Annotated in this window: 23 protein-coding genes; 8 read left to right on the top strand and 15 right to left on the bottom strand. The window is 71.3% G+C overall.

What is annotated here, in order from left to right:
* The 3 genes from ABZ809_RS09720 to ABZ809_RS09710 all read right to left on the bottom strand — a co-directional run.
* Window positions 1-1130, bottom strand: a 1130-nt coding sequence (locus ABZ809_RS09720; protein WP_357562044.1) for a peptidoglycan DD-metalloendopeptidase family protein, incomplete at its 3' end; no start/stop codon positions are given.
* Between the two features lie 256 nt (window positions 1131-1386).
* Entirely contained in the window at window positions 1387-1890 is a 504-nt protein-coding gene (locus ABZ809_RS09715) for a hypothetical protein (protein WP_357562043.1), read from the bottom strand.
* Window positions 1891-1951: 61 nt separating this feature from the next.
* Window positions 1952-3028, bottom strand: a complete 1077-nt coding sequence (locus ABZ809_RS09710) for a hypothetical protein (RefSeq protein ID WP_357562042.1) — start codon at window positions 3026-3028, stop codon at window positions 1952-1954.
* Between the two features lie 83 nt (window positions 3029-3111).
* Between ABZ809_RS09710 and ABZ809_RS09705 the strand changes: the two genes are divergently transcribed.
* From ABZ809_RS09705 to ABZ809_RS09690, 4 genes are read left to right on the top strand one after another with little or no spacing between them, the layout of a single operon-like run.
* Window positions 3112-3585: a hypothetical protein gene (locus ABZ809_RS09705; protein WP_357562041.1), complete on the top strand. Its 474-nt coding sequence runs from the start codon at window positions 3112-3114 to the stop codon at window positions 3583-3585.
* A gap of 49 nt (window positions 3586-3634) precedes the next feature.
* Entirely contained in the window at window positions 3635-4126 is a 492-nt protein-coding gene (locus tag ABZ809_RS09700; protein WP_357562040.1) for a hypothetical protein, read from the top strand.
* 60 nt (window positions 4127-4186) lie between these two features.
* The gene (locus ABZ809_RS09695) at window positions 4187-4864 is read left to right on the top strand and encodes a hypothetical protein (protein WP_357562039.1); all 678 of its coding nucleotides are present in this window, start codon (window positions 4187-4189) and stop codon (window positions 4862-4864) included.
* A gap of 48 nt (window positions 4865-4912) precedes the next feature.
* Window positions 4913-5665, top strand: a complete 753-nt coding sequence (locus ABZ809_RS09690; RefSeq protein WP_357562038.1) for a hypothetical protein — start codon at window positions 4913-4915, stop codon at window positions 5663-5665.
* Between the two features lie 563 nt (window positions 5666-6228).
* Here ABZ809_RS09690 and ABZ809_RS09685 read toward each other — a convergent pair.
* The gene (locus ABZ809_RS09685; RefSeq protein ID WP_357562037.1) at window positions 6229-6798 is read right to left on the bottom strand and encodes a hypothetical protein; all 570 of its coding nucleotides are present in this window, start codon (window positions 6796-6798) and stop codon (window positions 6229-6231) included.
* A 243-nt stretch (window positions 6799-7041) separates the two neighbouring features.
* On the opposite strand from ABZ809_RS09685, the gene ABZ809_RS09680 reads away from it, so the two are divergent.
* Window positions 7042-7548: a sugar O-acetyltransferase gene (locus ABZ809_RS09680; RefSeq protein WP_357562036.1), complete on the top strand. Its 507-nt coding sequence runs from the start codon at window positions 7042-7044 to the stop codon at window positions 7546-7548.
* A 55-nt stretch (window positions 7549-7603) separates the two neighbouring features.
* On the opposite strand, the gene ABZ809_RS09675 is transcribed toward ABZ809_RS09680, so the two are convergent.
* From ABZ809_RS09675 to ABZ809_RS09650, 6 genes are all read right to left on the bottom strand, one after another.
* Window positions 7604-8767: a carbohydrate-binding protein gene (locus ABZ809_RS09675; RefSeq protein ID WP_357562035.1), complete on the bottom strand. Its 1164-nt coding sequence runs from the start codon at window positions 8765-8767 to the stop codon at window positions 7604-7606.
* Between the two features lie 85 nt (window positions 8768-8852).
* Window positions 8853-9734 carry a carbohydrate ABC transporter permease gene (locus ABZ809_RS09670; RefSeq protein WP_357562034.1) on the bottom strand — a complete coding sequence of 294 codons (882 nt, stop codon included), beginning with the start codon at window positions 9732-9734 and terminating at the stop codon, window positions 8853-8855.
* A complete protein-coding gene (locus tag ABZ809_RS09665; protein ID WP_357562033.1) occupies window positions 9731-10657 on the bottom strand; it encodes a sugar ABC transporter permease in 927 nt (308 codons plus the stop codon). The genes ABZ809_RS09670 and ABZ809_RS09665 overlap by 4 nt, the downstream gene beginning before the upstream one ends.
* A gap of 2 nt (window positions 10658-10659) precedes the next feature.
* Window positions 10660-12078: an N-acetylglucosamine/diacetylchitobiose ABC transporter substrate-binding protein gene (ngcE, locus tag ABZ809_RS09660; protein ID WP_357562032.1), complete on the bottom strand. Its 1419-nt coding sequence runs from the start codon at window positions 12076-12078 to the stop codon at window positions 10660-10662.
* A 16-nt stretch (window positions 12079-12094) separates the two neighbouring features.
* The gene (locus tag ABZ809_RS09655; RefSeq protein WP_357562031.1) at window positions 12095-12844 is read right to left on the bottom strand and encodes an SIS domain-containing protein; all 750 of its coding nucleotides are present in this window, start codon (window positions 12842-12844) and stop codon (window positions 12095-12097) included.
* Window positions 12841-13752, bottom strand: a complete 912-nt coding sequence (locus ABZ809_RS09650; protein ID WP_357562030.1) for a MurR/RpiR family transcriptional regulator — start codon at window positions 13750-13752, stop codon at window positions 12841-12843. The genes ABZ809_RS09655 and ABZ809_RS09650 overlap by 4 nt, the downstream gene beginning before the upstream one ends.
* 39 nt (window positions 13753-13791) lie before the next feature.
* Here ABZ809_RS09650 and ABZ809_RS09645 point away from each other — a divergent pair, with 39 nt between their 5' ends.
* The 3 genes from ABZ809_RS09645 (at window position 13792) to ABZ809_RS09635 (ending at window position 16518) form a co-directional block, all read left to right on the top strand.
* The gene (locus ABZ809_RS09645; protein WP_357562092.1) at window positions 13792-14910 is read left to right on the top strand and encodes a BadF/BadG/BcrA/BcrD ATPase family protein; all 1119 of its coding nucleotides are present in this window, start codon (window positions 13792-13794) and stop codon (window positions 14908-14910) included.
* A gap of 194 nt (window positions 14911-15104) precedes the next feature.
* Window positions 15105-15716 carry a GNAT family N-acetyltransferase gene (locus tag ABZ809_RS09640; RefSeq protein ID WP_357562029.1) on the top strand — a complete coding sequence of 204 codons (612 nt, stop codon included), beginning with the start codon at window positions 15105-15107 and terminating at the stop codon, window positions 15714-15716.
* A gap of 91 nt (window positions 15717-15807) precedes the next feature.
* Complete coding sequence (locus tag ABZ809_RS09635; protein WP_357562028.1) at window positions 15808-16518, top strand: hypothetical protein; 711 nt, start codon at window positions 15808-15810, stop codon at window positions 16516-16518.
* On the opposite strand, the gene ABZ809_RS09630 is transcribed toward ABZ809_RS09635, so the two are convergent.
* The 5 genes from ABZ809_RS09630 to ABZ809_RS09610 form a co-directional block, all read right to left on the bottom strand.
* A complete protein-coding gene (locus tag ABZ809_RS09630) occupies window positions 16471-18138 on the bottom strand; it encodes a DUF885 domain-containing protein (RefSeq protein ID WP_357562027.1) in 1668 nt (555 codons plus the stop codon). The two genes, ABZ809_RS09635 and ABZ809_RS09630, sit on opposite strands and share 48 nt — an antisense overlap.
* A gap of 74 nt (window positions 18139-18212) precedes the next feature.
* A complete protein-coding gene (locus tag ABZ809_RS09625) occupies window positions 18213-19916 on the bottom strand; it encodes a tetratricopeptide repeat protein (RefSeq protein WP_357562026.1) in 1704 nt (567 codons plus the stop codon).
* A gap of 337 nt (window positions 19917-20253) precedes the next feature.
* Window positions 20254-21339, bottom strand: coding sequence for a DUF2293 domain-containing protein (locus ABZ809_RS09620; protein ID WP_357562025.1), 1086 nt, complete (start codon window positions 21337-21339; stop codon window positions 20254-20256).
* 336 nt (window positions 21340-21675) lie between these two features.
* Window positions 21676-25764, bottom strand: a complete 4089-nt coding sequence (locus ABZ809_RS09615; RefSeq protein WP_357562024.1) for a S8 family serine peptidase — start codon at window positions 25762-25764, stop codon at window positions 21676-21678.
* Window positions 25765-26056: 292 nt separating this feature from the next.
* Window positions 26057-26668, bottom strand: coding sequence for a CGNR zinc finger domain-containing protein (locus tag ABZ809_RS09610; RefSeq protein ID WP_357562023.1), 612 nt, complete (start codon window positions 26666-26668; stop codon window positions 26057-26059).
* Window positions 26669-26710: the final 42 nt, after the last annotated feature.

Raw genomic sequence — 26710 nt, 5'->3', positions numbered from 1 at the left:
CCGATCTTGACCGGATTACCGAGGCCAGCACCACTGTGCGGGTAATACCAAAGACTCCCGCCCGAATCGACACCCAGAACGTCAGCGGCCCCGTCACCGCTCCAATCCGCAGCCATCACATGCCGGAACGTCGACCAGCCGTGCCCGATCTTGACCGGATTACCGAGGCCAGCACCACTGTGCGGGTAATACCAAAGACTCCCGCCCGAATCGACACCCAGAACGTCAGCGGCCCCGTCGCCACTCCAATCCGCAGCCATCACATGCCGGAACGTCGACCAACCCTGCCCGATCTGCGTGCGGCCGGACAGCTCGTAGCTGTTGTTCGGGTAGTACCACAGCCTCCCGGAGGAGTCGACACCCAGGACGTCGGCAGCTCCGTCGCCGCTCCAGTCCGCCGCCATCACGTGCTTGAAAGCCGCCCAACCATGCCCGATCTCGACCGGGGCGCTGAGGCCGGCCCCATTGTGGGGGTAGTACCAGAAGTCACCGCTGGCGTCGACCCCCAGCACGTCGGCGGCACCGTCACCACTGAAGTCGGACACCCGTTCGCCGTCGGCCCCGGGTAGGCCGGTGGACAGGCGATTCTGGCTCACCGGCGCGGTGCCGGTGGGGTAACTGGTACCGACCTCCACCGTGTTCGGGATTTCGCGGCTGAGCTGGGAGTCGCAGTAGACGACATTCCAGTGCAGATGCGGGCCGGTGACGTTTCCAGTAGCGCCGGACGAACCGATCTGCTGCCCCTGGGCGACCCGTTGTCCCCGGTTGACGATGGTGGCGCTGAGATGGGCGTACTGGGAGCAGCGATTGTTGCCGTGGTCGATGAGAGCGATGATGCCGCCACCGGCGCTCCATCCCTCGAAGTGGACGGTGCCGGCCGCCGAGGCGACGATCGGGGTGCCTTGCGACATGGCGAAGTCAACGGCATGCCGGTTGTAGCCGTCGTTGTGGGAGAAGCCACTCCCGGGGGTCTGGGTGACGGTGTACGCGTGCCCCGCCCGGTAGGGCAGTTTGAACGGCGCGCCGGCGGCGGCAAGCGCAGACTCCTGCGGCACCAAGAAACCGAGCCCGACGACAAGAACAGCCAAGCTGGCTACGATATTGCGACGCAAATGGACCTCCTCTTTCATGAGGCTGGAACGTGGGACGCCAACCTTGAAAGCAGTCGTCGGCGTGCTGGAAGACCAGGGAACGAGCTGGCCCAGAGAATGTCCCAACGAGACCGAGACTGTCAAGAACGCCAATGAGTCCGGCACGTAACGGCCGCCCCGCCACGGGCAGTGACCGTCGAATTCTGCCCGGTAACTGAACGGTGAGCCGGAGAGCGCATGCCGGGGTGGACCCACCGAGTTGGGCGTCAGGGAGAAGCGGTTCCACCGCGCCGGCTTACCAGGGCCAGTGCTCGGCCAGGTGGGCCGGCTCGTCGCCCGGCGACACCACGAACGCGTTCCCACCGCTGTCGTCGAGCACCAGCAGCGGCCCGGCCTGCGATGCCAGCGCCACGGCCGCCGCCAGCACGGCACGTCCCGACGGCTTGCGGAACCCGATGTCGGTCACCGCCTGGTGCAACTCCACAGGCTCGTCAGGGCTGGCACCGTCGACACCCAGCCTGACCTCTCCCAGGTCCAGACCAGCCGCCGGCACACAGCTGGCCGCGCCCGGACATTCCGGTAGCTCTTCGGTCACCCCACGCCCGACAACCTGGAACCACGGAGTGCCGTGGCAGCCAGCCTTCCGAAACGCTAGCAAGACCTGCTCCACAGTCGGCAGCGCGCGGAGGGTCGGTGCCTCCTCGGGCAGACCACAGGAATACTCAGCCTCAGCCGCCCACTCGATTGCACCGTTCTCGGCCGCCTGGTGCAGGGGCGTCACCACCAGAAACCAACCCACGGCGCACATCGTGCCATCCCGGCCGCCGGCCTCGGGACGCGAAGCGAACCCGACCGGACGGCTACGGCTCCGCCATCGCGCCTGGCGCTGACCGGCGCCTGGTACGCCGCCTGGCGGTTTCCGCGATGATCAGCAGACCAGGGATGGCACCGAGCAACCAGATCGCGATCAGCGGCCAGTGGATCAGCGCACTCACCGCCCCGCGGATCTGCGGAACTTCTCCGACGGTGTACGACGCCTGCTGGTCGTCGGTACGGCAGGACAGCGAATAGGTACCGGGCACGGGAACCTCGAAGGAAGCGACCCAGGCATAGGAGGCCGCGTCACCTCCGTAGTCGCCGGGTGCGATGGTGACCAACTTCGCCGGCACGACAGCTCGGTCGGCGCCAGTGATTCGGCAGTCAGGGCTGCGTGGTGCGAAGCCCACCGCGAAAATCGCGTACTGGCCTGCCGCCGGCAGCCTCAATTCCCGCTGCTCACTGGCCGGGGCCGCATACTGGCCCACTGCCCCGTACTCGACCGGGTCGTACCACACCGTGCTGCCCTCAGCGCCAAGCTGCACGGTCAGCTCGGCGAGCAAGGCACCCACCATGGCGGCGATTCCGCCAGTGACATAGCCACGTCGGGCCGACACTGGGCTACGCCGCAACCGGACTCGGGCGAGCAGGTAACCGACCGCCGCACCACAGATCGCCAAGGGAACGCTGCCGAACAGGACGCTCCACCACTGAGCCGCGCCACTGAGCGGGACAACCCACCGATAGACAGCCACCGTCGCGCCCACGAACCCCGCACTGATCAGCGTGGCCGCGACGACAGCCGCCATCACGACCGAGGCAGCGCGACGCTGACCGGTGCACCGTGTCCACTTCGCTGCCACCACGGCAGCGAGCACAGGCACCGCCCCCACGATCCACCACAGCGCAGTCGAAACCTTCTGGTCCTCCTCCCACCGGTGAGTCCCCTCGAAGACGATCAGCGGAGCTGGCACAGTCACGAGCACCCACACCGCCAGAACCCCCGGACCGGGAAACGCCCGCCCCACCACCCGCCAGGTTGCCGCGATCATCCACCGATCATCGGGCACGGCACTGGTTTTCCAAGCCCCGATCTGGGACCAGGCCAGCAGCGCCGACACCGGAGGCACTGCACAGAGTCATCGCGAATCCCATCGAATCGCCGCACCCGCCACGATCGAATACGAAGCTCCGCCAGTCCACCGTGGCCCTCTGTCGCGCCGTCGACGAGGTGGTCGCCGACCGCAGCGATGGCGTACGGCAGTATCTTCCGGTGGTCATGGAGCCGGTCCCCAGCTACGAGGACCTGATCTGGCTGTTCGAGGCGGAGCCGGTCTACCGGTACGCGGACGACGAGCGGGAGATTGGATACCAGTTCGACTGGCGAGAGCTGTGGCCCTACACGGCGGTGACGTTCCAGACCACGCGAGCCGGCTACGACATCGAGATGTACATCGAGCCGGGTTACCAGGTCGTTCGCCTACGGTTGCGGACCGCCCCCGGCGGAGCCGAGTTGCTCGACCTGGATCTGCGCGGCGTTCGAGGCGTCGGAGTCGACCGGATCCATGGTCGCGAGCTGCTACGGGTCGATTTTCCGGACGATTCGCCGGCCACCGCCCTGTGGCTACGGATGAAGCCCGACGTGGCGCTGCACTGGTCGTACGGCCTACCAAGGTGACGCGGCTGGCGCAGCGAGCGGCAACCGGCAGCTCTGGTACGAACCTCAGGTGGCCTACTTCGAGGACCTGAGCATCTATCGCTACAGCGATGTCGACATCATCGAGACGGACTGGGGCTGGCTTGAGTTCCGGCCCGGATACGACCGGATCAACGTGGGATGGCTCGATGCCTCCCACCCGTTCGAGGAGGGCCCCACCCCGAGCTGGTTCGCCAACTCGCTGCTCGACATCATCGCGGCAGCCCGTGTCAACACGATGCGCGGATACAGCCGGTGCCCCTTCTGCCCGAGCCGCCCAGAGGACCCCATGCTCTCTGTGGCCCACCCGAGCGGCATCCTCTGGCTGGGACACACCGAGATCAGGGTGCCGGGGCCGGGCGTGATGTTTGCCGGGCCCTCGCTCATCTGGCATTACGTCACCGCCCACTCCTACCGGCCGCCGGCCGGATTCATCGAGGCCGTGGAGCAGTACGACTTCGGCTGGACCGCGGAGTCGGGCCCATGGATACCCTCCGACGCCCAGCGCATCACGTTCGACTGAGCCGCCAGCGGCGACACAGGTGGGTGATCGAATCGGCACCTGCCGGCGTAGGGTCACCCGGTGACCGTGTACGACGTCGCCGCCAGGCTGCCCGCCATCGGTCGCCTGCAGCAGCGCTGCAAGGCGTTGGCCGTGCTGGAGCGCATCATCGACGGCGGGGCGCCCTACTACGTCTACACCCCGACCTGGGGCGAGGGCGAGGCGGCGCTGATGAGCAACGGCAGCGGTGACGAGTGGACCGTCGTGTTCACCGCACACGGCGCGTTCATTTGGGTCTTCGATCACGAGTCGGCGATGTCGCCCTACCGCGATCCGGACCACGAGTTGTGGCCGGGCCTGACCGACGGCATCCCGGCGGTGTTCCGCCCGCAACTGGAGGAGCCAGCGTTCTGCGACGAGGCGGGGCAGTTCACCGCCACCGCCGTGCTGTGGCGGCTGGCCGGTGACGACCGCTGGTGCGCCGGCGACGGCATCACCTTCCCACCGCTGCGCGGACCGTACGACCCGGGGCCGGACGGGTCGGACATGCTCGAGATCCTGCTCGACGACATCGTCGACCGGTTCGTCGAGTTCGCCGGCGACTACTACGAGGTCGAGGCGGACCGGGCCGCGGTCGAGCATGTCGTCGCCCGGCAGCCGCTCACCGACACCGTGGTACGGGCCCTGAACCCGCAACTCACCGTCACCGACCTACGGAAGGACCTCGACACGATCGGTTACCCGATCGCCGCGACGTAGCGGGGTCGGGGCTCCTCGGCGGGGTGGGCAACAACTACGGTGGTTGCCGTGGCTGCGTGGGAGCTCTGGCGGCAGGACGACAACGGCAACCGGGTTCGCGTGGGCGTCTTCGCCGACCGGATCGAGGCGCTGGCCAGGGTCCTGGCGCTGGAGTCCGGTGTGGTGCACAAGCAGACCTACTGGGTCGACGGGCCACCAGGGCCGGTCTGCCACACGAACCGTGACCTCTACCGACGCCTTGTCTCAGCGGGCGAACGCATGAACGCGGCCGCGCGCAGCCTGGACGTGTTCCTGCGTTCGTGGTGGCGGGTCGCCCGGCCGCTGTCGGGTCGGGTCTCGCTGGACCTGGACACGGTGGCCGCGATGGTCGTGGCGGCGGGCACGGTCGAGCCGGCGCCGCTGCAGCCCTCGTGGCGTTCGGCGTCGTTCCGCTACACCGACGAGCCGACGTCGTATGCCGACTGGGAAGCCGTCGTGCTGTCTCAGATCGCGGACCTGGCCGACTTCGCCGAGCAGGGACCACTCGACGAGTACGCCCGGTTCGGCGTCGACGCCCCCCGGACGGCAGGATGCGTGCGAGCCACGGACCTGCGCTGGTACAACTTCGATCCTCAGGCGTACCTGGAATGTGGGATGGCCGGCGCGCTGGGTGGCTGGAGCGAGGACGACGGCCTACGGAAACCCGTTCCTGGCCCCGTCGTGCCGTTGGTGAGCGAACCGGAGCCGGGCGAGCACCCCGTCGGCTCCCTCGGCTGGGCAGATCTCGCGGAGCTGGCCCGGTGCGGGCAGGAGTACGAGTAGCGCGCAGACTTCGAAGAGCGGTGCCGTTCCTCGCGGAACTTGCCGTGGGGGCCGCGAACCGCCGTGACCAGTTCGTCTGGATGCTGGGCATGCTGGCCGACGATCGGCACGCCCACGGTGCCGCCTTCACGTCGGTGCGGACAGCGGTCACCGCTCAACTGGAGCCTCTGGTGGCCCTGCTCGATGACGCCGACCCTCAGATCCGCGAGGCCGCGGCCTATGCCGCGACGAAGGCGGGTGTGACCTGGCCGCGGTTCGGGGCCGGCTGGACACCCGTCCGGCATACGCCGAGGTGCTGGCCGGGATGGGCGGGCACTCGGGTACGCCGCCGTTCTCGTGCCGGACCTGCTCGCCGCCATGCCGCACGCCGGTCCGCAGATCTGGCCGGTTCGCCCTCACGATCATCCTGGAACTGCGTGCGGTCGAGACAATCCCCGCCCTGGAAGAACATCTCGGCCGCGACGCCCGTTCCGGCGTGGGCATCTCCGCGGATGACGTCGTCTGGTCCGACGAACTGCTACAGGAACACATAAGGGACACGACCAGACACCTGCGCAGCAAGCTCAGCACCGCACCACGTAGCTGGAGTCGTACGTCCAGGTCAGGGAGACGTAGGAAAACCGCTCCACATGCCAGTACCGGATCGTGGCGGTCGGGGTGATTCCCTGGGTACGGACCCAGCGTTGCCCGACGTACCGGTAGGTGACCGCCGAAGCCGGGGGCGTGATGTCGGTGCTGCTGGTGCAGTAGGCGGTGCCGGAGGCGCCGGTCGTCGTGAGCGTCGTACTGGAGATCAGGAAGTTGCCCGAGTTGCACTTGGCCACCAGGCTGTACCGGTAGTACAGGATGGACGACCCGCTCGGCGGCTGCTGCGCCATCCAGTACCGGTAGGTGAAGGCTTCGTTGCTCCGGGCTCCGATGAGCGTCCAGGTCGTACCGATCGACGGGTCGACTGGGTTCGGCTCGAAGAACCCGCTGGTGGAGCAGTGGGCAGACAGCACGCCGGGCCCGGCGGACGCGGGGGCTGCCACTACCGTGGGGGCAGCCAGGCCCAGCACCAGCCCGAGGATCAGGAGCAGGGTCGGTCGACGACGGCGGGGACGGGAAGCGAACAGAGTGTGGTGGGGGGACATGGACCACCTCCATGACAGGGTCGCCGGCTCGGCTTCGGCGGTGGGGTCGCCAGCTCGGGTCGGCCGGGATCGCTACCACGAGGGTAGGTTTTCTCCGTCTCGGCAGGGCCTGCTGACGGTGATCCGACAACCGGCGCCGGGGCCTCTGACTCGCTGTGCCAGCATCGCCTGGTGCGCGACGAGCAACGCCTACGAACACGGACGCCTGAGTCACGAGCCTTCGCGGAGCGCGTACGGCTCGTCATGAGCCTGACCGCGCGCCTCAACGCGCTGCCGTTCGACGACCTCGACGCGCGCCGGGCGGCGCTGACCGAGATCTTCGGCAGACCGGTTCCTGACTCGCTGTCCATCCTGCCCCCGTTCTACTGCGACTACGGGCTCGGCGCGTCGTTCGGCGAGCGCGTCTTCATCAACCAGGGCTGCTTCTTCCTCGACTACGGCGGAATCACCATCGGTGACCGCGTCCTGATCGGTCCCCGCGTGACCCTGAGCACGGCCGGACACCCGGTCGAGCTCGACGAGCGGTACGACTTCATCACGCACGCGCCCATCGTCATCGAGGACGACGTGTGGATCGGCGCCGCGGCCACGATCACCCCTGGCGTGACGATCGGTCGCGGCTCGGTCGTCGGCGCGGGCGCCGTCGTCGCGAAGGACGTGCCGCCGCTGAGTGTGGTGACGGCGACAAGCGCTGTCGAGCGGAAGCGGCTGAGACCGGCCTCTCCCCCAACGGATCTGTCGACGGACTGACAAGGCTGGTGCCGGGGCGCCGCCGCCCCGGTGACGGCGGCGCCCCGGCACGGAGTCAGCAGGGGCCCAGGTCGCGCCACTGCGCGGTGAGTCCCGGCTCGGAGCCGAGCGTCCACCAGTTCGCCTGCCAGAGCCGGCCGTTGTGCCGCACCCGCTGGCCGCCGAGGTACACCGTGTCCCGGTCCCAGTTCGGCACGCCGGCACAGTTCGCCGGCGGCGGCGTCGAGGGCGGCGGGGTCGACGGCGGCGGCGTGGAGGGCGGCGGGGACGAGGGCGGCGGCGAGCTGGGCGGCGGCGTGGGGCAGGCCCCGCCCGCGCCGACCGTGTCGGTGTGCGTGGTGCCGGCGGACCGGTGACCGGCCACCCGCGCCGCCACCTGGGCCGGCGTCAGCACCTGCCGGTCGGCGAAGTAGAGCCAGTCGACCTGCTGGTGGTAGGTGCTGCGCCCGCCGGTGTGGGCGACGAGGTCGATGAACCACAGGTTGAAGTTGATCGACATCGGGGTCTCCGGGTAGTACCGGTCGCCGTGGTCGGCCACCTGCTGACCGTCGACGTAGTACTTCACCCGGCCCTGCGACACGGTGAACAACAGGTCGTGCCAGCCGTCGAAGCTGCGGCGCTGCGCGGTGTGGGTGTTGTCGGCCACCCAGGGCTCGTTCTGGTACGTCTCCCAGGTGGTCTGGTAGAAGATCGGGCCCTGTTCGCCCCACCCGCCGTTGGGCAGGTACTCGAAGTCGATCTCACCGTAGTTCGGGTCCATCGGACGGTCGAGCGGGGTGATCGTGAAGAACGTCTCGACGAGACGGTCGCCGTCGTTGCCGGAGACCGGCGCGTCGGCGAAGCGCACCCGGGCCGCGTACGTGCCCTCGAAGAACGCCCGGCGCTGGAACAACTCGGCGTGGCTGGTGCCGGCGGCGGTCCCGTCGGTGGCAGCGGCGAGCTGGAGCACCTTCTGCCCGCCGGAGGTGGGGAACGAGATGTTGGACGCCGGCCACGAGGCGCCCGGCACGCCGGGGCCGCCGGCGTTGGTGCGTACCGTCCAGTTGCGGGCCGGCAGCGCGGGGTCGGCCGACGTCGCGTACGCGAAGTCGTCGAAGAGCACGCCGCAGGTGTCGGCCGCGGCGGCGGCGCTGCCGCCCGGGCCGGCTGCGACGATCGCGGCGGCGGCGGTGAGCGCCGCCGACGCGGCGGCGAGGGCCGCGCGGGATCTCCGTGACATGGGGGTCTCCTCACGGTGGGAGGGAAAGGGGTACGCGCGGTCGGGCGACGACGACCGCCCGCGCGGCGGAGCCGGACGGATGGGCCTACCTGATCGCCCCCGCGGTGAGGCCCGTGCGGATCTGGCGTTGGAAGAGCACGTACGCGGCGAGCACCGGCAGCATCGCGATGGTGAGGCCGGCGAACAGGCCGCTCCAGTCGCTGCGGTAGCCCTGGCTGACCGACAGCGCGGCCAGCCCCTGCGCGAGCACGTAGCGGTCGGGGTCGGGGTTGAGCACCAGCGGAAGCAGGTACTGGTTCCACAGCCCCAGGAAGTTGAAGATGGCGATGCTGATCAGGCCGGGTCGGGCCAGCGGCAGCATCACGCGGACGAGGACGCCCCAGTGCGAGCAGCCGTCGAGGAACGCCGCCTCGGCGAGCACCGTCGGCAGCGAGCGGAAGAAGGCGTGCAGGAAGAAGACGGTGAACGGCAACGCGTACGCGGTGTAGACGAGGACCAGGCCCGGATAGGTGCCGAGCAGGCCGAGTTGCTCGACCACGAAGAACAGCGGCACCAGGGCCAGGAACACCGGAAAGAGCAGCCCGGAGACGAAGGTGTAGTAGACGATCCGGTTGCCCCGGAACGGGTAGCGGGCCAGGGCGTAGGCGACGGTCGAGCCCAGCACCATGGTGAGCAGCAGCGCGGCCCCGACCACGATCGCGCTGTTGCCGACGTACCGGCCGATGGAGGCCTGGTCCCAGGCCCGCGACCAGTTGTCGAACCGGGGCTGCTCCGGCAGCGTCCACGGGCTGGTGAGGATCTCGCGGTCGGTCTTGAGTGAGTTGGTCACCGCCCAGAGCAGGGGCACCGTGACGATCGCCGCCCACGCCACGAGGAAGACGTGCGGGCCCCAGGTGCCGCTGCGGCGTCGGCGTCGGGTCGGCGGCGCGGGCGGCGCGTCGACGGGCCGCTCGATGATGGTCGTCATGCGTATTCCACCCGCTCCCGGCGTCCGGCCCGCAACGCCACGACGGCGACCGCGAGCGTGAGGAAGAACAGCGCGACGCCCATCGCCGCGGCGTACCCGAACCGCCCGTACGTGAACGCGTTGCGGTACAGCCCGAGACCCATCACCTCGGTCGCTCCGTCCGGCCCGCCCGGGCCCACGGTCATGATCTGCACGACCGCGAAGCCGTCCAGGGCGAGCACGCCGAGGTAGACGAACGCGACCTGGACGTTGTCCCACAGCAGCGGCACGACGACGCGCCGCAGGACGGCGAGGCGCCCGGCGCCGTCCAGCACCGCCGCCTCCAGCACCTCGCGCGGGATCGACTCCATCGCGGCGCCGAAGAGCAGCATGTAGAAGCCGACCGACGACCAGACCAGCACCGCCATGACCGCCCACAACGCGACGGCCGGGTCGCCGAGCCAACTGCGGGCGAGCCCGTCGAGCCCGACCGCGCGCAGCACGCCGTTGAGCAGCCCGTCGGTGGGGCCGTAGACGAACTGCCAGAGCACGGCGACGATCGGCAGCGAGAGCACCTGCGGCAGGAAGTACGCCACCTTGTACAGCTCGCCGCCCCGGACCGCGGACGGTCCGGCGGCCCCGCCACGCCCGCCGAACGAGACGAGCGCGGCCAGCAGCAGCCCGAGGACGATGGTGACCGCCGGCACGACGAGGAGCATCAGCCCGTTGTTGCGCAGTGCGGCGCGGAACAGCGGGTCGTCGGCCAGCCGGCGGAAGTTGTCCAGGCCGACGAAGCCCACCTCGCCGGACACGCCGGTCCAGTCGGTGAGGGCCAGGTAGAACGCCTGCGCGTACGGCGAGAGCACGAACACCGCGTACAGGGCGAGAGCGGGCAGGATCGCGCCGGCGAGGAAGCGGTTGCGGCCGGATCGGACGCTCGTCATCGCTACCGCTCGTACTTGGTGACGGCGCTGTCGGCCGCGACGCCGTCCGCCGCCTTCTGGATCCGGTCGGCCCACTGGGCCGGCGTGACGCGCCGGGTGGCCAGCTCGCCGGTGGCGTCGTCGACCGCCTTCGCCAGGGGCGCGTACCAGGTGCGGAAGCGGTACGCGAACGTGTGCGCGGCGGCGGCGTCGACGGCGGCCTTCACCGAGCCGAGCCCGCTGGAGAGGGTGAGGCCGTCGGTCGCGCCGGTCACCGTGGGCAGGGTGGAGTTCAGCTCGGCGAACCGCCGGGCGGCCGGCTTCGAGAACAGCACGCGCAGGAACTCCAGCCCGCCGCGCGGATTCTTCGCCCTGGCCGGCACGATGAACGACTCGCTGCCGGCCGCCTGCAGCCCGCTCACCGGCATCCGGTCACCGGCGCCGAGGGACGGCACCGGGGCCATCACCATGTCGAAGCCGTCGGGGGCGACGCCCTTCTGCTCAGCCTCCAGCCACGATCCGCAGGGAATGATCGCGGCGCGACCCTGGCACCAGGCGGCCTGCGACTCGGTGTGCGACAACGCCTCCGAGCCGGGCAGGAGGTAGCCGCGCCCGGCCAGCTCGGCGATGGCGGTGGCCGCGTCGAGCAGCGCCGGCTGCTTCCACGCGTTCGGTTCCAGGTTGTCGACCGCCTTGACGAGATCGATTCCGCCGGCCTTGGCCGCCATGGCCAACAAGGGATCGTTGATGTACTCCGGGTACTTGCCCTGGTACGTCCACGGCGCGGTACCGCTCTTCTTGATCTCGGCGCAGAGCGTCAGCATCGCGTCCCAGGTCGTCGGAAACGTCCAGCCGTTGCGCGCGAACAGCGGCCGGGAGTACCACAGCCCCCAGACGGTGTAGGTGAAGTTGAGCGCGCGCGGTGCGCCGTCGAACGCGCCCTCGTCGACGACGCCCGGCAGTAGTGTGTCGCGCACCTTCGTGCCGCCGCCGTCGAGTGCCGGGGCGTCGAGCAGCTCGCTCAGGTCGGTGAGCTTGCCGGCGGCGACGAGCGTGGCCAGGTCGAGCCGTCCGGCGCCGGTGTTGTCGACGACGTCCGGCGGGGTGTCGGCGACGAACCGCGGCTGGAGCGCCTCCCCCACCTTCTGGATGCCCTTGTGGTCGACAGTCGCACCCGGGTGCCGCTCCTGGTAGAGCTTCTCGGCGTGGACGGCGTAGTCGTCGCCGTAACCGCCCTTGAAGATGACGACCTCCAGCGGTGTCGCGTCGGGCACACCGAGCGGGTTGTCGGCGCTCTTCACGCCCTCGGCGGCCGGGGCGCCGTCGTCACCGCCGCCGGCGGTCACGCATCCGGCCAGGGGCACGGCCGCGGCGGCTGCGGTCGCGCGCAGGAGAGCGCGGCGGGTGGCGGGGTAGCGTCTGTCCGGAGAAGAGGGATTCATGACTGGCTCGCCTTCTCTAGGCGGCACGCCGGATGCGCCCGGCGTACCGCGCCTCCAACTCCTGGTTGTGCCGGTCACCGCCGGGAACGTTCGCCGACAGGTAGACCGGGGGCGTCTCGCCGGCGGCGACGAGCCGGGCCACCACCTCGCACACCACCTGCTGGGCCAGCAGGGCGCCGGTGATGGACGAGATCGCGCCGACCGCTCCCCCGCCGTCGATCGGCAGGGCGGCGTCGCCGTACGGGGCACCGTTGTCGAGCACCACGTCGGCGAGGTCGGCCAGCCGCTGGCCGCTCGGGTGCCGCGGCGGGACGGCGTTGGTGTGGGCGAGCGAGGTGATCGCGACCAGCCCGTGGCCGTGTTCGCGGACCAGGCGTGCCAACTCCACCACCACGCCGTTGACGCCCGAGCTCGACGCGATCACGAACACGTCGTCCGGCTTGACGGGGGCCAGCTCGTAGAGGCGGTGGGCGACCGCCGGGTCGCGCTCGAGGAACGGGTCGTCGAGCGACGCGCGCTCGGCCCCGCCGTACAGGACGATGTCGCGCAGCGCGATGCGGTTGGTCGGCACGAGGCCGCCGGCCCGGCCGGCGATCTCCATGGCCAGTGCCTCGGAGTGGCCGCTGCCGAACGCCTGCACCACGCCGCCGGCGCGCAGCCCGGCCGTGAGCAGGTCGGCGGCGCGGCGTACGGCGTCCTGCTGGGTGGCGGCCACGTGCGCGATCGCGGCGTTGACCGCGGTGAGGTACTCCTGGGCGCCGATCATCGTTCCTCCGGTCGGTGACGCCGCCGGGGCCGGCGGCCTTCGTCGGGCAGGCGGTGGGCGGCGACCGCACGGGCGGTCACCTCGAAGGCCGCGGTGGTACGGCGGTACGTGCGCTGCGCGACCGCGACGTAGATCAGGTCGAGCACGAGCAACTGGGAGTGCAGCGCCGACAGCGCGGCGAGCCGGAACGTCGTCTCCTGCACCGCGGTCGTCATCACGACGTCGGCCACCTCGGCCAGCGGCGAGCGCGGGAACGAGGTGACGGCGACGGTCAGCGCGCCGTGGTCGGCCGCCTCGGACAGCACCTCGACGACCTCGCGGGTGCGGCCGCTGTGCGACAGCCCGATCGCCACGTCGCCCGGTTCCAGCAGCGCGGCGTTGGTGAGCGCCGTGTGCGGGTCGGGGCGGTGCCAGCACGGCACCCGGATCCGTTCGAGGCGGAACGCCATCTCGCGGGCCGCGTTGCCGGAGCTGCCCAACCCGAACAGCTCGACCCGGCGCGCCTCGGCGACGGCCGCCGCCACCCGGTCGACGGCGGCGAGGTCGACCTGTCCGGCCGTGTCCTGGATCGCCCGGCCGTCGGCCGACGCGACGACGTCCAGCAGATGGCTGAGTGGGTCGTCGGGACCGATCTCGCGGTCGATGTCGGTGTCCCAGCGGGCCTGCGCCGCCCGGCCGGTCTCGGTGGCGACGGCGACCCGCAGCTCGGCGTAGCCCCGGTAGCCGAAGGTGCGGCAGAAGCGGGTGACCGTGGCCGTCGAGGTGCCGGCCCGCTCGGCGAGGTCGACGATCGTGGACCGGGCGGTCTCCTCAGGGTCACCGAGCAGCCGCTCGCCGACCCGCTGGAGAGCCTCGGGCAGGGTCGGCAGCTCGGTGCGGACGCGGCCCAGCAACCCGGTTCCAGCCATCAGCATTCCTTTCGCATCACTCTTGTGCTGAGCAAAATTATGATTGAACCTCGACTCATGTCAATACTTTGCACATCGACAGACCTCGTTCTGGGCGCCGACTGCGGCGGCTCGGCGACACGGGTGGTCGTGGCGACGCCCGACGGACGGATCGTCGGCCGCGGCCGGGCCGGCGCCGGCAACCCGGCCACCCAGCCGCCGGCCGACGCCGCGGCCGCCCTGGCCGCGGCGGCGCGGAAGGCCCTCGCCGGGCACGATCCGGCGCGGGTGGCGGCGGCCGTGGTGGGGTTGGCCGGGCGGGCGGCCCTGGACCGGCCGGCCGTGGCGGCGAGCTACCTGGACGCCTGGCGGGCGACCGGGCTGACGTGTCCGCTGCGGACGGTGGGCGACGCGGTGGTGGCGTTCGCGGCAGGAACGCCGGCGCCGTCGGGCACGGTGCTGATCGCGGGGACCGGGGCCATCGCCGTGCAGATCGTCGAGCGGTCGGTGGGCCGCACCGTCGACGGGCTGGGCTGGTTGCTGGGCGACGAGGGCGGCGGCTTCTGGCTCGGCCTCGAAGCGGCCCGGCTGACCGCCCGGGCGCTGACCGCCGGCCACCGCGCGGGCGGGTCACTGGTCGACGCCGTGTCCACCGCCGTACTCGGCGCCGCCACCCCGCTCGCCCCCGATCCTGCACTTGCCAGGACCGGGCAGGCCACCGGACCACCCGCGAGATCGGCGGCGGCGGTGCCGACCGCAGCCGGCGACGGCTTCGTCACCGCGTTCTACACGTTGCCCCGCGACCGGGTGGCGGAGCTGGCCCCGCTCGTGCTCGACGCCGCCCGCGCCGGCGACCAGGACGCGCACCGCCTGATCGAGGCAGCCGCCGACCGGCTCGCCGCCACCGTGCGTGCCGTCGCGCCCGACGCCGGACCGCTCGTCCTGGCCGGCGGCCTGCTCACCGGCCCGCCGGAGATCCGCGCCGCGCTGCTGACCCGCCTCGAACGCCGCCCGGTGACGATTGCCGGCAACCCCGCCACCGCAGCGGCCTGGCTCGCCGCCCGCGACCTCTCGCCCACCAGCCCCGAACACCGCGCGTTCGTAACGCCCTCCGCGCAACGACCGGACCCGGCGACGGGACCGCCGGCGTCGACAGCGACCTGCGGATCGGTCGAGTAACGGTGGTTCCTGTGCGGCGCGGCCAGGCGCTGGTCGCGGGCGCCTCCAAGTGCGACGCAGATCACAGGACGGCGGCACGCGCGCCCCTCGATGTCCACGCCTTCCGTCCACAGAAGAGGCCCGAGGCAGCCATCAAGCCGCCGTTGAGCGTCTGGGAAAGCATCCTCGTACCTCCCCTAACAGGTCGAGGAGCGGTGACGCAGGATCAGCTTCTGGGGGTCCTGGAGCCGGTCGGGAAGCGACTCGTCTCGCGGCCGAGCCCCGACTACCGTCGCCGCATGCCTGAGCTGATCCTGCCGACCACCCGCCTGCACACCGCCTTCCTGAACTGCCGCGACGACTGGGGTCCCGGTCTCCACGAGGACGGCTTCGGCCTGGGCGCCGGAGACGACGTGGACTCGTCCGACGGGTTCGCCGCATGGGTGCACGAGCGGATCCGGCTGACTCACCCGGCCGGCGAACCCTGCCCGGACGAGAAGCACGGCTCACCGCGCTGGATCGTCGAAGACGGCCAGGTGCTCGGGGGGATCGCCCTGCGGCACTACTTCGACGACAGGATCGGTCACATCGGCTACGGCGTACGCCCGTCCGCGCGCCGCCGCGGGTTGGCAAGCTGGGCCCTGGGCGAGATGCTCGTCGAGGCCCGCGTCGCCCTGGGCCTGAATCGCGTTCTCATACCGTGTCTCGCGGGCAACGTCGCCTCGGCCCGCACGATCGAGCGCAACGGCGGCGTCCTGGAGGGCATCCGCGACACCGGGCACGGTCCGGTGCGGCGCTACTGGATCGCCCTGGATCGCCGCCCTTGACTCGCGGAGCAAGCAGCTTCATCGCCTGGCCCTGGGGCGGCGAGCGCCCAGCATGCTGCCATCGACGAGAACGCGGATAGGCTCCCGCGTCGTGAAGTTCTACACGACGGTCTTCCTCGCTCCTGCCAGTCAGGAGTCCGTGATTCCTGCGCTTACGGCAGCACTCGCCCCCTTCGACGCGAACGACTATCGCCACGAGCCGTTCGACCCGGATGCGGCCTGGGACTGGTGGCGGCTACCGGAGCGCGCCGTGCTGCCGCTGCGGCCTGAACACCTGGACGACTCGCAGGCGATACGCGTTGCGCATCCCGGTATGGACCCCGTCGTGGTCGCCGCGCCCAAGGGAACAGTCGATTTCGATGCCATTCGTCGTGCCGCCCGGGAGCAGGCGGCAGGAGCCTGGGACGCGTGGACCGAGGTCGCCGACGCCCATCCCGGAGCGCTTCCACGCGTGCATTTCGATGAACTCCACGACGATCCCGACGAGGCGCAGCGGGCCTACCTTCTCCAGCCGGCGATTCAGGAAGTCGCTCAGGCGGCGGCCACGCAGGAGCACCCGTACTTCAGCTTCTCACTCCTGCTGGCAGATCCCGTCATGCAGTTCAGCGGAGAACGCGAGGTCTTCCTGGCGCAGGCCGCTGCCGAATCCGTAGCGACCCACGCCTACGTGACGATTGACGGACGGTGGCTCAGCCAGTACACCAACGATCGGGGTTGGGATGCCCATGTTCTCGCGATGGCGGAGTACCTCGATTCACTGCCGGACGGCGCCGTGATCGCTCGCGTCTGGTGCCACATCTGACACCACCAGGGAGCAGAGGGCGGCCGTCAACTGGTCCAGGCCCAGCGAACCCAGCTCCAGTGCCTGACGGTGGAATGCGCGCCGGTCGCCGGGGAAGGACGAGCGGCCGGCCCGCCACACGCGCTCCCCCACCTTGTAGGCCGGCGCCTGCCCCGGTCGGCCCAGGTAACGTGCAAGCTCGGCGGACGCGTACGGCCCCTGGTGACAGCGGCCCCGCAGCAGCTCCAGCGCGGCGTCGGGCGTCCACAGTGCTCCATCGCCGAACGGCATCGGCAGTCGCAGGTGCAGGCCGATGTCGAGAACGACCCGCGCCGCCCGCAGGAGCTGCATGAACAGGTGCCCCAGTCGAGCACCCGGCTGTTCATAGAGCCCCAGCTCGTCCATGAACCGCTCGGCGTACAGGGCCCAGCCCTCCTGGCTGCCGGAGAGGCCGCCTAGCAGGTTCAGCCGCTGCCCGAGGCCGCCCCGGCAGACCTCGGTGCCGAGGTGGAGGTGGTGGCCGGGAACGCCCTCGTGATAGGCGGTGCTGTAGGCGTACCAGGTGGGGAAGCTCGCCGCGTTCTCGGGGAGGGACCACCAGACCCGGCCCGGCCGCGTCAGGTCCCGCGACGGGCCGGTGTAGGCGATGCCGGACGACGTGGTAAGCCTTGACTCGATACGCCGCAGCGGGGCGGGGATGTCGAAGTACACGCCGTCCAGCCGCTCGGTCGTGGCCTCCAACAGCTCCTGCAGCCATCCGGCGAACGCCTCCCTGCTGTGCAGCGTGCCGGGTGCGTCGGGCCTGTCGAGCCGGGCGAGCACCTCCGGCACGCTTCCACCCAGGGCCTTCGCTTCCGCGATCAGCTCTGCCTCTGTCGCACGGAACTCGTCCCAGCCCCAGTCGTACAGCTCGCGCAGGTCAGGCTGGGCCGCGAGGAAGGTGCGCACCCAGAGCGCGTACCGCTGCTGGCCGAACGCTTCCTCCTCGACGGCCCGCGGTGCCAGGTCCGCGGTCAGCAGCTCGGCCAGTCTCTGGTACGCCCCTCGCGTGCCGGTCGCTGCGGCCTGCAACGACGCCCGCTGAGGCCCCTCGCCGTAGCGATCCACCAGGGCGACATCGTCGTCGATCCAGTTGCGGCAGCGCCGCGTGACGAGCTCCACCTGACGCCGCGCCGGCAGATTGCCACGCTCCGCGGCGAGGAGGAGGCTGCGGGCGTACCCGTCCAGGGCCGCGGGAATCGCGGCCAGGCGTACGCCGACACGAGCCCAGCCCTCCTCGAAGGCCGCGCCCTCAGCGCCGCGGGCGGGAACCGCGGCCTCGACGGCCTGGCGGATGAGCTGGAGCGGACCGGTGGCCGCCGCGTGCAGTTCGCGCAGGTCCTCCCCGGCTTCGTGGAAGGCGACACGGGTGCGCAGCCGTTCGGCGAGGTGGGCGTGCAGCGGGGTCGCGGCCGCCGGCGCGTCAGCCAAGGTCTCCAGCTCGCGCAGAGCGCGGGCGGCGAGGTCGGCGCGGGCCTGGTGGCCCTCCGGGCCGTAGTCGGTCAGCCCGTCGACATCCTGCTCGCCGGCCTCGACGACCGCCGTGCAGGGATCGAGGCTGGCCACGTCGCGCAGGAGCCGATCCGCAAAGTCCTCGATCATGGGAACGATGCTAGAACCTTGCCCCGGCTGCCGTGGTGCGAGCGGTAGGCCGCTGGCACCGCCCTGGCCGGCGGTCACCGGGGCATGGCGCGGCGGCAGCGGGCCAGCTCCGCCTGCAGGTCGCGGCGCAGCGACCGGTCCACGTCGGGTTGGGTGAGCGCGTCTGTGAAGTCGCGGGCGGCTTCTTCCCACCGTCCCAGCCGCATCAGCGCCGTGCCACGGTTGTAGCGGGGAACAGGTGCCGCCGACAGCGCGACGGCCTGGTCCAGGTCGGCCAGGGCGGCAGGCACGTCGCCGTGTTCGAACCGGATAGCGGCACGGTTCGTCCACGCCTCGACCAGCTCCGGATCCCCGGCCAGCGCCTGGCTGAACAGGCGGTCGGCTTCGGCGAGGCTGCCGCGCTCCGAGCGGATCAGCCCGAGGGTGCACAGCAGCGCGGGCTCCTGCGGCTCCAGCGCCAGCCCGGCCCGCACGTCCGTCTCGGCCTGGTCGAGCGCGTTGCGTCGGACGTGCAGGTTGGCCAGGGCGATGCGGGCGTCGAGGTGCCGGGGGTCGATTGTCAGCACGCGCTCCAGGTCGTCACGCGCCCGCTCGGCACGGCCGCGCTCCTGGTGGAGCATGGCCCGGTTGTAGTACGCCTCCGGCAGGTGTGGTCCCAGGCGGATCGCGGTGTCGTAGTCCCTGATGGCGGCCCGTGGCCGCCCCGCTTCCCGGTGCAGTGCGGCCCGGTCCACGTAGTACTCGCAGTTGTCGGGGTCGTGGGCGATCACGGTGTCGAGGTCCGCCAGGGCCTGCGCCGGATCGCCCAGGGCGAGCTGCACCTGAGCCCGGTTGTGGCGTAGCCGGGCCAGGTCCTGCGGGCGCTCGCCGGGGGCGAGCACCGCGGCCAGCCGGGCCAGCCCGTCGTCGATCAGCCGTAGCGCGGAGGCGGGATCGCCCTGCCTGCTGTCCAGCAGGGCCAGGCCCTGCTCGTAGAAGACGGTGGACAGCACCCGCTGCCGCGGGTCGTCCAGCCCGGCAGCGAGGTGGAGCGCCTTCTCCAGCCAGTGCCGCGCCTGCGCCGGATCCTGGTCGGCGGCCGGCAGGTGCCGGGCGTACAGCATGGCGGTGGCGTACGCGGCCGACATGGCGATCTTGGGATCGTCGGTGGCGGCGCGCGCTTCGTGGTAGAGGTCGAGGGCCTCGGCGGCGCGGTCCAGCGCCGCCAGGGCGGTGCCCAGGCCGGTGGTGAACGCCCACCAGTGCCGCAGGTCGCCGCCCGGAGTCACCGCGGCGCGCCCGCGCCGGGCGGTTCGGGCCGCATGGTGGTAGAAGCCGCGGGCCAGGCTGTCGCCCACGGCCGCACGCATCGCCTCCGGCGTCGGGACGGCCGTCGCCGCCCGGCGGGGGCCGCTGTCGCGCAGGTCGAGGCGTACGGGGGACGGGCCGAGTCGGCGCGTCAGCGCGTCCAGTAGCTCGCGGGTGGTCTCGTCGGCGCTTCCGACGTGCGTGAACCGCACCGTGACCGGGCGGCGGAGCCGGTCTGCCCAGGCCGCGACGAACTCGGCCGCGCCGTAGGCCAGATAGGCCGTACGTCGGGCGGGATGGAACCGGATCGGCTCCTCCTCGGCGGGCGGTCGAGCCGTACCGTCCAGGCGGGGTGCGATGGCGTGCAGCGCGATCCTGTGGCGGGACGCCAGACGGGGACGGTCGGCGGCGAGCCGGCCGAGGAAGGCCGCGACTCCGGCGTACGGCCCGTGGTCGCGGTGGCAGTCGTAGCCGCCCGGCCCGTCGGTCATGGCCGAACCGACCGCCGCAGGGGCGGGCGCCCGGGAGCGCCCGCCGGTTCGGCTGCTACCAGCACCACTCGATCCAGAGCCGGCGGGCACCGGACAGCAGACGCAGCGAACTCTTGCGACGGACGGTCATCTTCCTCATGATGGGCCTCCACTGTGGATCATCGCAGGACGGATCAGAGCCTAATCGAAGTCCTTGAAAATATGAAGATGGCTCGCGACGGCGGGGCCTGCGGCAAGCGGCCCGCGCGACTCCGTCGACCTCGGCTGGAGCCGTCACTTCCGGCAGCAGGTCGTGGGCACGGACGGGCTTGATCGCCGTGCGACAGCCCGGCAGCCGTCAGGAACCGGAGCGCCAGGCGGCGAGAACGCGGTCGATGTCGGTCCCGATACGCTCCCGCGCCTCGGTACGCGGGACACCGGCCATCAACAGCCGGTCGTACCCGGTGTCCTCGTGCCGGATCGAGGCGAACACCGCGCGGGTCATCGCGTCCTCGTCCACCGCGCGGCCGGCGGCGGAACGCCCGACCCGGCCGCTGCCCCGCAGGCCGGTGTGCCTGGCGATCGCCTCGGCCCGGGACGCCGGACAACGCGGAAAGAGCCGAAGGATCTCCTCAGCCATCCGCGCCATCAACGCCACGTCCTGGTCGGCCCGCCGCTCCCGGTCCCGCTCACGGCGACGCAACCGCGCGGCCTCGTCGCCCAGGCACTGCTGCTCGGCGCTGTCCAGCGCTGGCGGTTCCACCAGCAGCCCCAACCGGTCGTGCCGCCGGCGCGACCGGTTGAACCGCAACACCACGGCGGACAGCGTGCTGGCCTTCTTGGCCCGCCGGGTCAGCGCCGCGTCCCCGGCCGGCAGGAAGACCAGATGGTCCAGGTCGGCGCAGGTCAGGCAGAGGGTCCGCCCGTCCTCGGAGACGAGCAGATCGCCGGTGTCACCGCAGTCGGCACAGGTCCAGTCGGTGAGCGCCGAGTGCACCACCAGATCCGGCGGGGCGCTCTGCCGCTGCACCAGCCGCTCCCGGGCGGGTTCGGAGAGCGCGGCCGACGCCCAGTGTGTCCGGTAGACCCGCTCGACCTCCGGATCGCCGCCGACGGTGAAGCGCAGCTGGCGCCGGTCCCGGGTCGCGCCGACATAGTCGACCTCGCCCGGGTGCAGCCCCTCGGCCCGGGCCCAGCGACCGAAGATCCCCAGCGCCTCCAGCAGCCGCGACGGAGGTACCGCCGCACCCCGCTCCAGCTCCGGGAGGCGGCCCTGCCGCCACCGGTCGACCACATCGCCGGGGAGCCAACCGAGCGCGCCGAGCAGGGCCAGCGGCGAGACATGCCGATGGCGGACCAGAGCGGTCTGGGCGGCGGCGATGACCCGCCGTTCCAGCTTCGAGCCGGCCGGCCGCCCGTCAGGCCAGGTCGGGGTGGTAGCCATGATTCGCGAGGATAGCCAACCGGCGGGACCGGCGGCCCGGCGCAACGCTGTGGTGCCGCACGGGCGGGCCGGCGCCGTCGTGAGCCCCCTCGCCCACCCCGCCCCCGGGCTCCGCCCGCACCCCGCCCCACTCCGCCTGTTGATCATGAGGTTGGCGGCCACGTCGATCTCCATCCGCGCCGCTAACCCCATGATCAACGCGCGGAGCCGGGGACGCGCGGCGCCGCGGGCACGGAGCCGGGGGCGCGCGGAGCCGGGGGCGCGGCCCAAAAAGCCGCCGGATGGCGGGCGGGGTGCCCGGCCATCCGGCGGTTGGTGCTCGCGTCGAACTATCGGTTACAGGCCACGGCACTGCCCGGTGACGACTCCGGACACCGTGTTGGGCACCCCAGCGTTGACCGGTGCCGGCTCGTTACCGCTGCACTTCAGCGGCCCGACGACGGTGTTGCCGGAGACCAGGGGTGCTGCCGAGCCGGTGTTGTTACCGGTCAACGACACCAGGCCGGTCACGTGGTTACCGGTCAGCGACAGCGGGCCGGCCCCGCTGTTCAGGCTGATCGCGCCGACCACGGCCGTCGCGGACAGCTCCACACCGGCCGCACGTTGCGCGGAGATCGCCCCGACGACAACCGCACCGTTGGTGTGCAGGCTGGCACCCGGTGCCACGGTGACCTTGCCGGCGACGGCCGACCCGTAGGCGAGGCAGGTCAGCCCGGCCGACGCGGTCAGCGGGCCGAGGTGAGCCCCGGTGATGGTACGGGCACACGCCTGGTCGGTGACCGTGACCTTGACCGGTACGCCGAGCAGCGGGCTGTCCGGGTCGTTGCCCGCGACGCAGAGATGCGCCTCGTGCACCCCGGGCGTCAGCCCGGTGGAGTCGACCAGGACGGTGACCTTGCTGCTGCCGCCCGCCGGGGTCTTGCCCTTCGGCGTGGTCACCCGCAACCACGGCACGTCGGCCGCCTCGTCACACGGCTGGGACCGCGCGATCTCGCTGATCATGCGGGCACCGTTGGTGGCGAGCGGGGTCTCGACGAGCGTCGTCCCGCGATCGATCTCGTGCACCCCGCCACTGTTGGTGGTCAGGATGTTCCCGTTGCCCAGCGGGTGCACCCCACGGTTGCTGAGCGCCCCGGTGTACCGGTTGACCTGTGCGCCGTTCGGGTCGATCTCCCAGACGCCCTGCGGGCTGGAGAAGGCCGCCACGAGGAGGTTGCCGTTCTCCTGCCGGTGCATCTGCTGCGGGAAGTTGACCGTGTTCTCCCAGACCGACAGCGGCTGACCGGAGTGGTCGTACCGGTAGATGTTGCCGCCGCTGGCGGAGACCAGCAGGTCGTTCTCCCGGAAGGTGAGGTACCACGGTCCGGAGATCCCGCCGGACCCGGACGTGATGAAGTCACGCAGGTGGTTGCCCTTGGCGTCGAACTCCACCACCTTGTTGCCGTTGCCGGAGGCCACCAGCAGCGTGCCCCAGGGCGAGAGCGTCATGCCCCGGACGTTGCCCATGATGCTCGGATTCGGCCCACCGGCCGGCGCGTGCACCCCCTGGTACTGCCCGTCGAGGTTGAACGAGTAGACGGCACCGGTGCTCTGGGACGAGACCAGGAAACCGTCCTGTGCCTGGTTGAGGATGATGTGCGTGGTCGTCCCCAGGTCCACCTCGGTCTCCGGCGGGTAGGTGATGAACGCCGGTTCGAGGAGGTCACCGTCCTGCGGGTCGAAGGCCGCCACGCCGGGCAGCGCCGTGTTGGGTACCAGCAGGACGCCGTTGCGCAGCAGCTCGCGTCGCTTCGGGTCGGTGGTCGCCAGCGCGGTCCGGTTCGCGACGACCGGAGCCTCGCCGATGGTCCACTCCAGCGGCGCGGTACCGGTGTTCCCGATGGTCAGTTTCGTCCCGGTGACCGTTCCCGCCGGCTGGCTCACGGCCAGCTCCGGCGTGACCTCCATGGTAGGCAGGTCGGAGACGACGAGGGTCACCGTGACCGGGATGCTCGGCTTGGCCGGGTCGTTGCTCGCCACGCAGAGTGTGGCTTGCAGCTTTCCTGGGGCCTTGCCGGTCGAGTCCAGGGTGAACCGGAGCTGGGTCGAGCTGTTGGGGTTGAGCGTGCCGGACGTGGTGTCCGTCGACAGCCAGTCCACCTGGTCGGGAAGGACGCAACCGGCACCGCCGGCCAGCCGCCACTCCAGCGCGCCGTTGCCGGTGCTCCGGATCGTGACGCTGCGGGTCGTGGACAGGCCCGGCTTCTGCGTCACCTCGATCGTCGTCGGGTCGACGGTGATTCCCGCAGCCACCGGGATCACCGCCACCGGGTAGTGCACCCCGGCGATGGCCGCGCCGTTGGCGTGGTGGCCGTCGGTGGTCACCCGCAGGTCGGCGAAGGTCCAACTGCCGCCGGAGCTGCCCGAGACGTTCAGGTCGACGGTGAGCTGCTGGCTCGCACCGGGAGCGAGGGTGAACGTCGCCGGGGTCACCGTCGCCGTCAGCCCCGCTGGTGCCGTCACCGACGCGGAGTAGGTGGCGGTGGTGTCGGCGACGTTGGTCACCGTACGGGTCCACGAGCAGGACTGGTTGCACTGCTGGTTCACCAGGTACGGCACGTTCAGCTCGCGCGGCACACCGCCGGTGGCCGGGTTGGCCGCCAGCATGTTGGCGTACGACTCGTCCATCACCAGGCCGACCCGGCCGGCGGCGGCGAGGTCGAGGCGACCCGCTCCGGCGTCCAGCGGGTCCGCGGGGGTGCCGGATCCCTCGCGTACGCCCTCGGGGTCGGCGGTGCCGGCCAGCGCGGCGCGGATCTGGGCCGGGGACCAGTCCGGGTGCAGCGCGGCCAGCAGTGCTCCGGCGCCCGCCACGTGCGGCGAGGCCATCGACGTACCGCGGATGATGTTGTACTGGTTCGGGTCCCCGTCGACCTCACGGTAGGCCGCGAGGATGTTCACCCCGGGGGCGGCGAGGGTCGGGGCCAGCAGGTCGTAGTCGCTCGGGCCCCGGGAGCTGAACCACGCCACCAGGTCGGCGCTGCCGGCATCGCGGGCAAGCTCGGTGGTGGCGCCCAGGCGGGCGGTCACCGGCTCGGCGGTGGTGGTGGCGAAGCTCTGCAGCGCCTCACCGTCGGCCTGGGTGACGCTGATCGCGGGAATCGTCGACTTCTCCACGCCGGAGAGGAACACCGGCGGGCCGGGCTGCCGCTCGAACAGGACGGCCGCGACGGCACCGGCGTTGGCCGCATTGGTGATCTTGACGGCCGACGTGCAGGTGCCCTGCGGGATCAGCGCGATCGCCCCGGCGAGCGAGCCCGCCGGGAACGCGGCGCAGCCCGTCGCCGTACCCACCTCGCCGGAGTAGCGCAGTTCGGCGTCGATCGGGCTGGAGTTGCCCGGACCGAAGCCGGGCCAGCCCTTCAGGTTCGCCAGCGCCGGCGGCACCGGCGTCGGGCCGACCACCGACAGGGACTTGACCCAGGTACGGTCGGTGGTGGTCGCCGCGACCGAGGCGTTCCAGGGCGAGGTGTGCGCCACCGTACCGGCACCGGGTCCGCTGTTGCCGGCCGACGCCGACACGAAGATGCCGGCCCCGAACGCCTCCAGGAACGCCCGGCTCACCGAGTCGGTCCACGGCCGGTCCGCTCCGGAGATGGAGTAGTTGAGTACGTCGACCCCGTCGACGACGGCCTGGTTGATGCCGGCCAGGATGGACGACACCGGGCAGCTCTCGATGCACACCCGGTACGTCACCAGGTTGGCGCGCGGCGCGACACCCTGCACGGTCCGCACCGGCTGGTCCGGGCCGTACTTCAGGGTCACCTGGTGCCGGTTGCCGGCGGCGGTGGAGGCGGTGTGGCTGCCGTGGCCGTTGGTGTCCCGGGCCGAGTTGCCCGACACGAAGCTGTACGCGCCGACCAGCTTGTCGTTGCAGATCGGGTCGTGGTTCGGGTGGGTCGGGTCGCAGACGCCCAGGTACCGGCCGTACGGGTTGGTGTGCGTGTAGCCCTCCCCGTCCGTGGCGGCGAAGGCCGGGTGGCCGGCGTTGATGCCGCTGTCGAGGATGCCGACGACCGTGCCCTCACCCCGGGTGGCCAGCTCCGGGCCGGTCTCCCCCGCCCAGACCGCGGGCGAGGAGATGATCTCGTGACTGGCGTCGCTGGTGAGCTCGTACACCTCCTCGGGCTCGACCGCGGCCACGCCCGCCACCTTCGCCAGTTTCGCGGCTTCCGCCGCGTCCGCCTTGATGACGATCGCGTTGAGTACGTTGCGGAAGGAGCTGGTCGCCTTGACCTCGCGGCCCAGCCGCTTACCGATCAGCTTCGCGACCTCCGACTGCCGGGCGGCGAGCCGGTCGGTGTAGGTGCGTGCCTCAGTTGACCTGGCGTTCATCCTGCCGGACTTCGCCTGGTGCGCGGCCAGCGACGGCTCGTCGAGCCGCACGATCCACGAGCCGGTCTTCGAAGTGGATGATGGGGCAGCGATGGTAGGGTTACCTACCGCCACCACACTGACTGTTGCCGCCACCAGGGCAGCAACAGCGGCTGCCAACCTGCGTTTGGGCATGGAAAATCCAGGGATCGCCAACGTTGCTCCTAGGGATGATGCCGGTGGCCCCATGGCCGGCATTGATCGGCAACGCTACGGCAGGCCGCAGAGCAGGTCAACGAGGCATCCAGGGCTGTTGATTGAGGACGGCGGGTCGGCACCTGTTCGCCGCCGGCGTCCGGGCCCGTCAGTCCGGGCGCTGACGGGCGGCATAGGCACGTACCTTGGCCCGGTTACCGCAGGTGGCCATGCTGCACCAGCGACGCCGACCCCGCCGGTCGAGGAAGAGCCATCCGCAGTCGACGGCCGAACAGGCGCGTACCTCGGTGCGGGCCGGCGAGCTGAGCAGGTCGGTGGCGGCCCGGGCACCGGCGAGCAGCGGAAGCGGCAGACCCACGTCGTCGGGCAGCGCCCAGTGCGCGAGCCCGTCCTGGTCCGACTCCAGCACCGCCACGGCGGCGGCGTGCTGCGCCTGCTCGGCGACGTGCCGGAAGGCCACGGTGTCGCCCGGGTCGAGCAGGACGTCGTGCAGCGCGGTGCGCAGCAGCCGGGTCGCCAGCAGTACGTCGTGTGCGGCGTCCGGGTGGCGGCGACCGTGTTCCCGGAGTCGACCGACGGTGGTCGGGGTGAGCAACTGGGCATACCCGGCCCACACGGCCAGGCGGTCGTAGTCGCGCAGCCACTCCCGTTCCGGACCGGGTGGTGCCGCCCAGCCGGCCCAGGTGTTGCAGAGCTCCAGGGCGGGATGCCCGCCGACCGGGAGGGGCATCGGATAGCCCTCGACGTTCACCCAGTGCATGGCGACAGTGTGCCTTGACTCGACGAAGTTAACCACTACTGT

This window comes from Micromonospora sp. NPDC047074, from assembly GCF_040643815.1.
Classification (GTDB): Bacteria; Actinomycetota; Actinomycetes; order Mycobacteriales; family Micromonosporaceae; genus Micromonospora.
The sequence above is the reverse complement of the archived record's forward strand: the minus strand, read 5'-3'. Positions and strand labels throughout refer to the sequence as shown.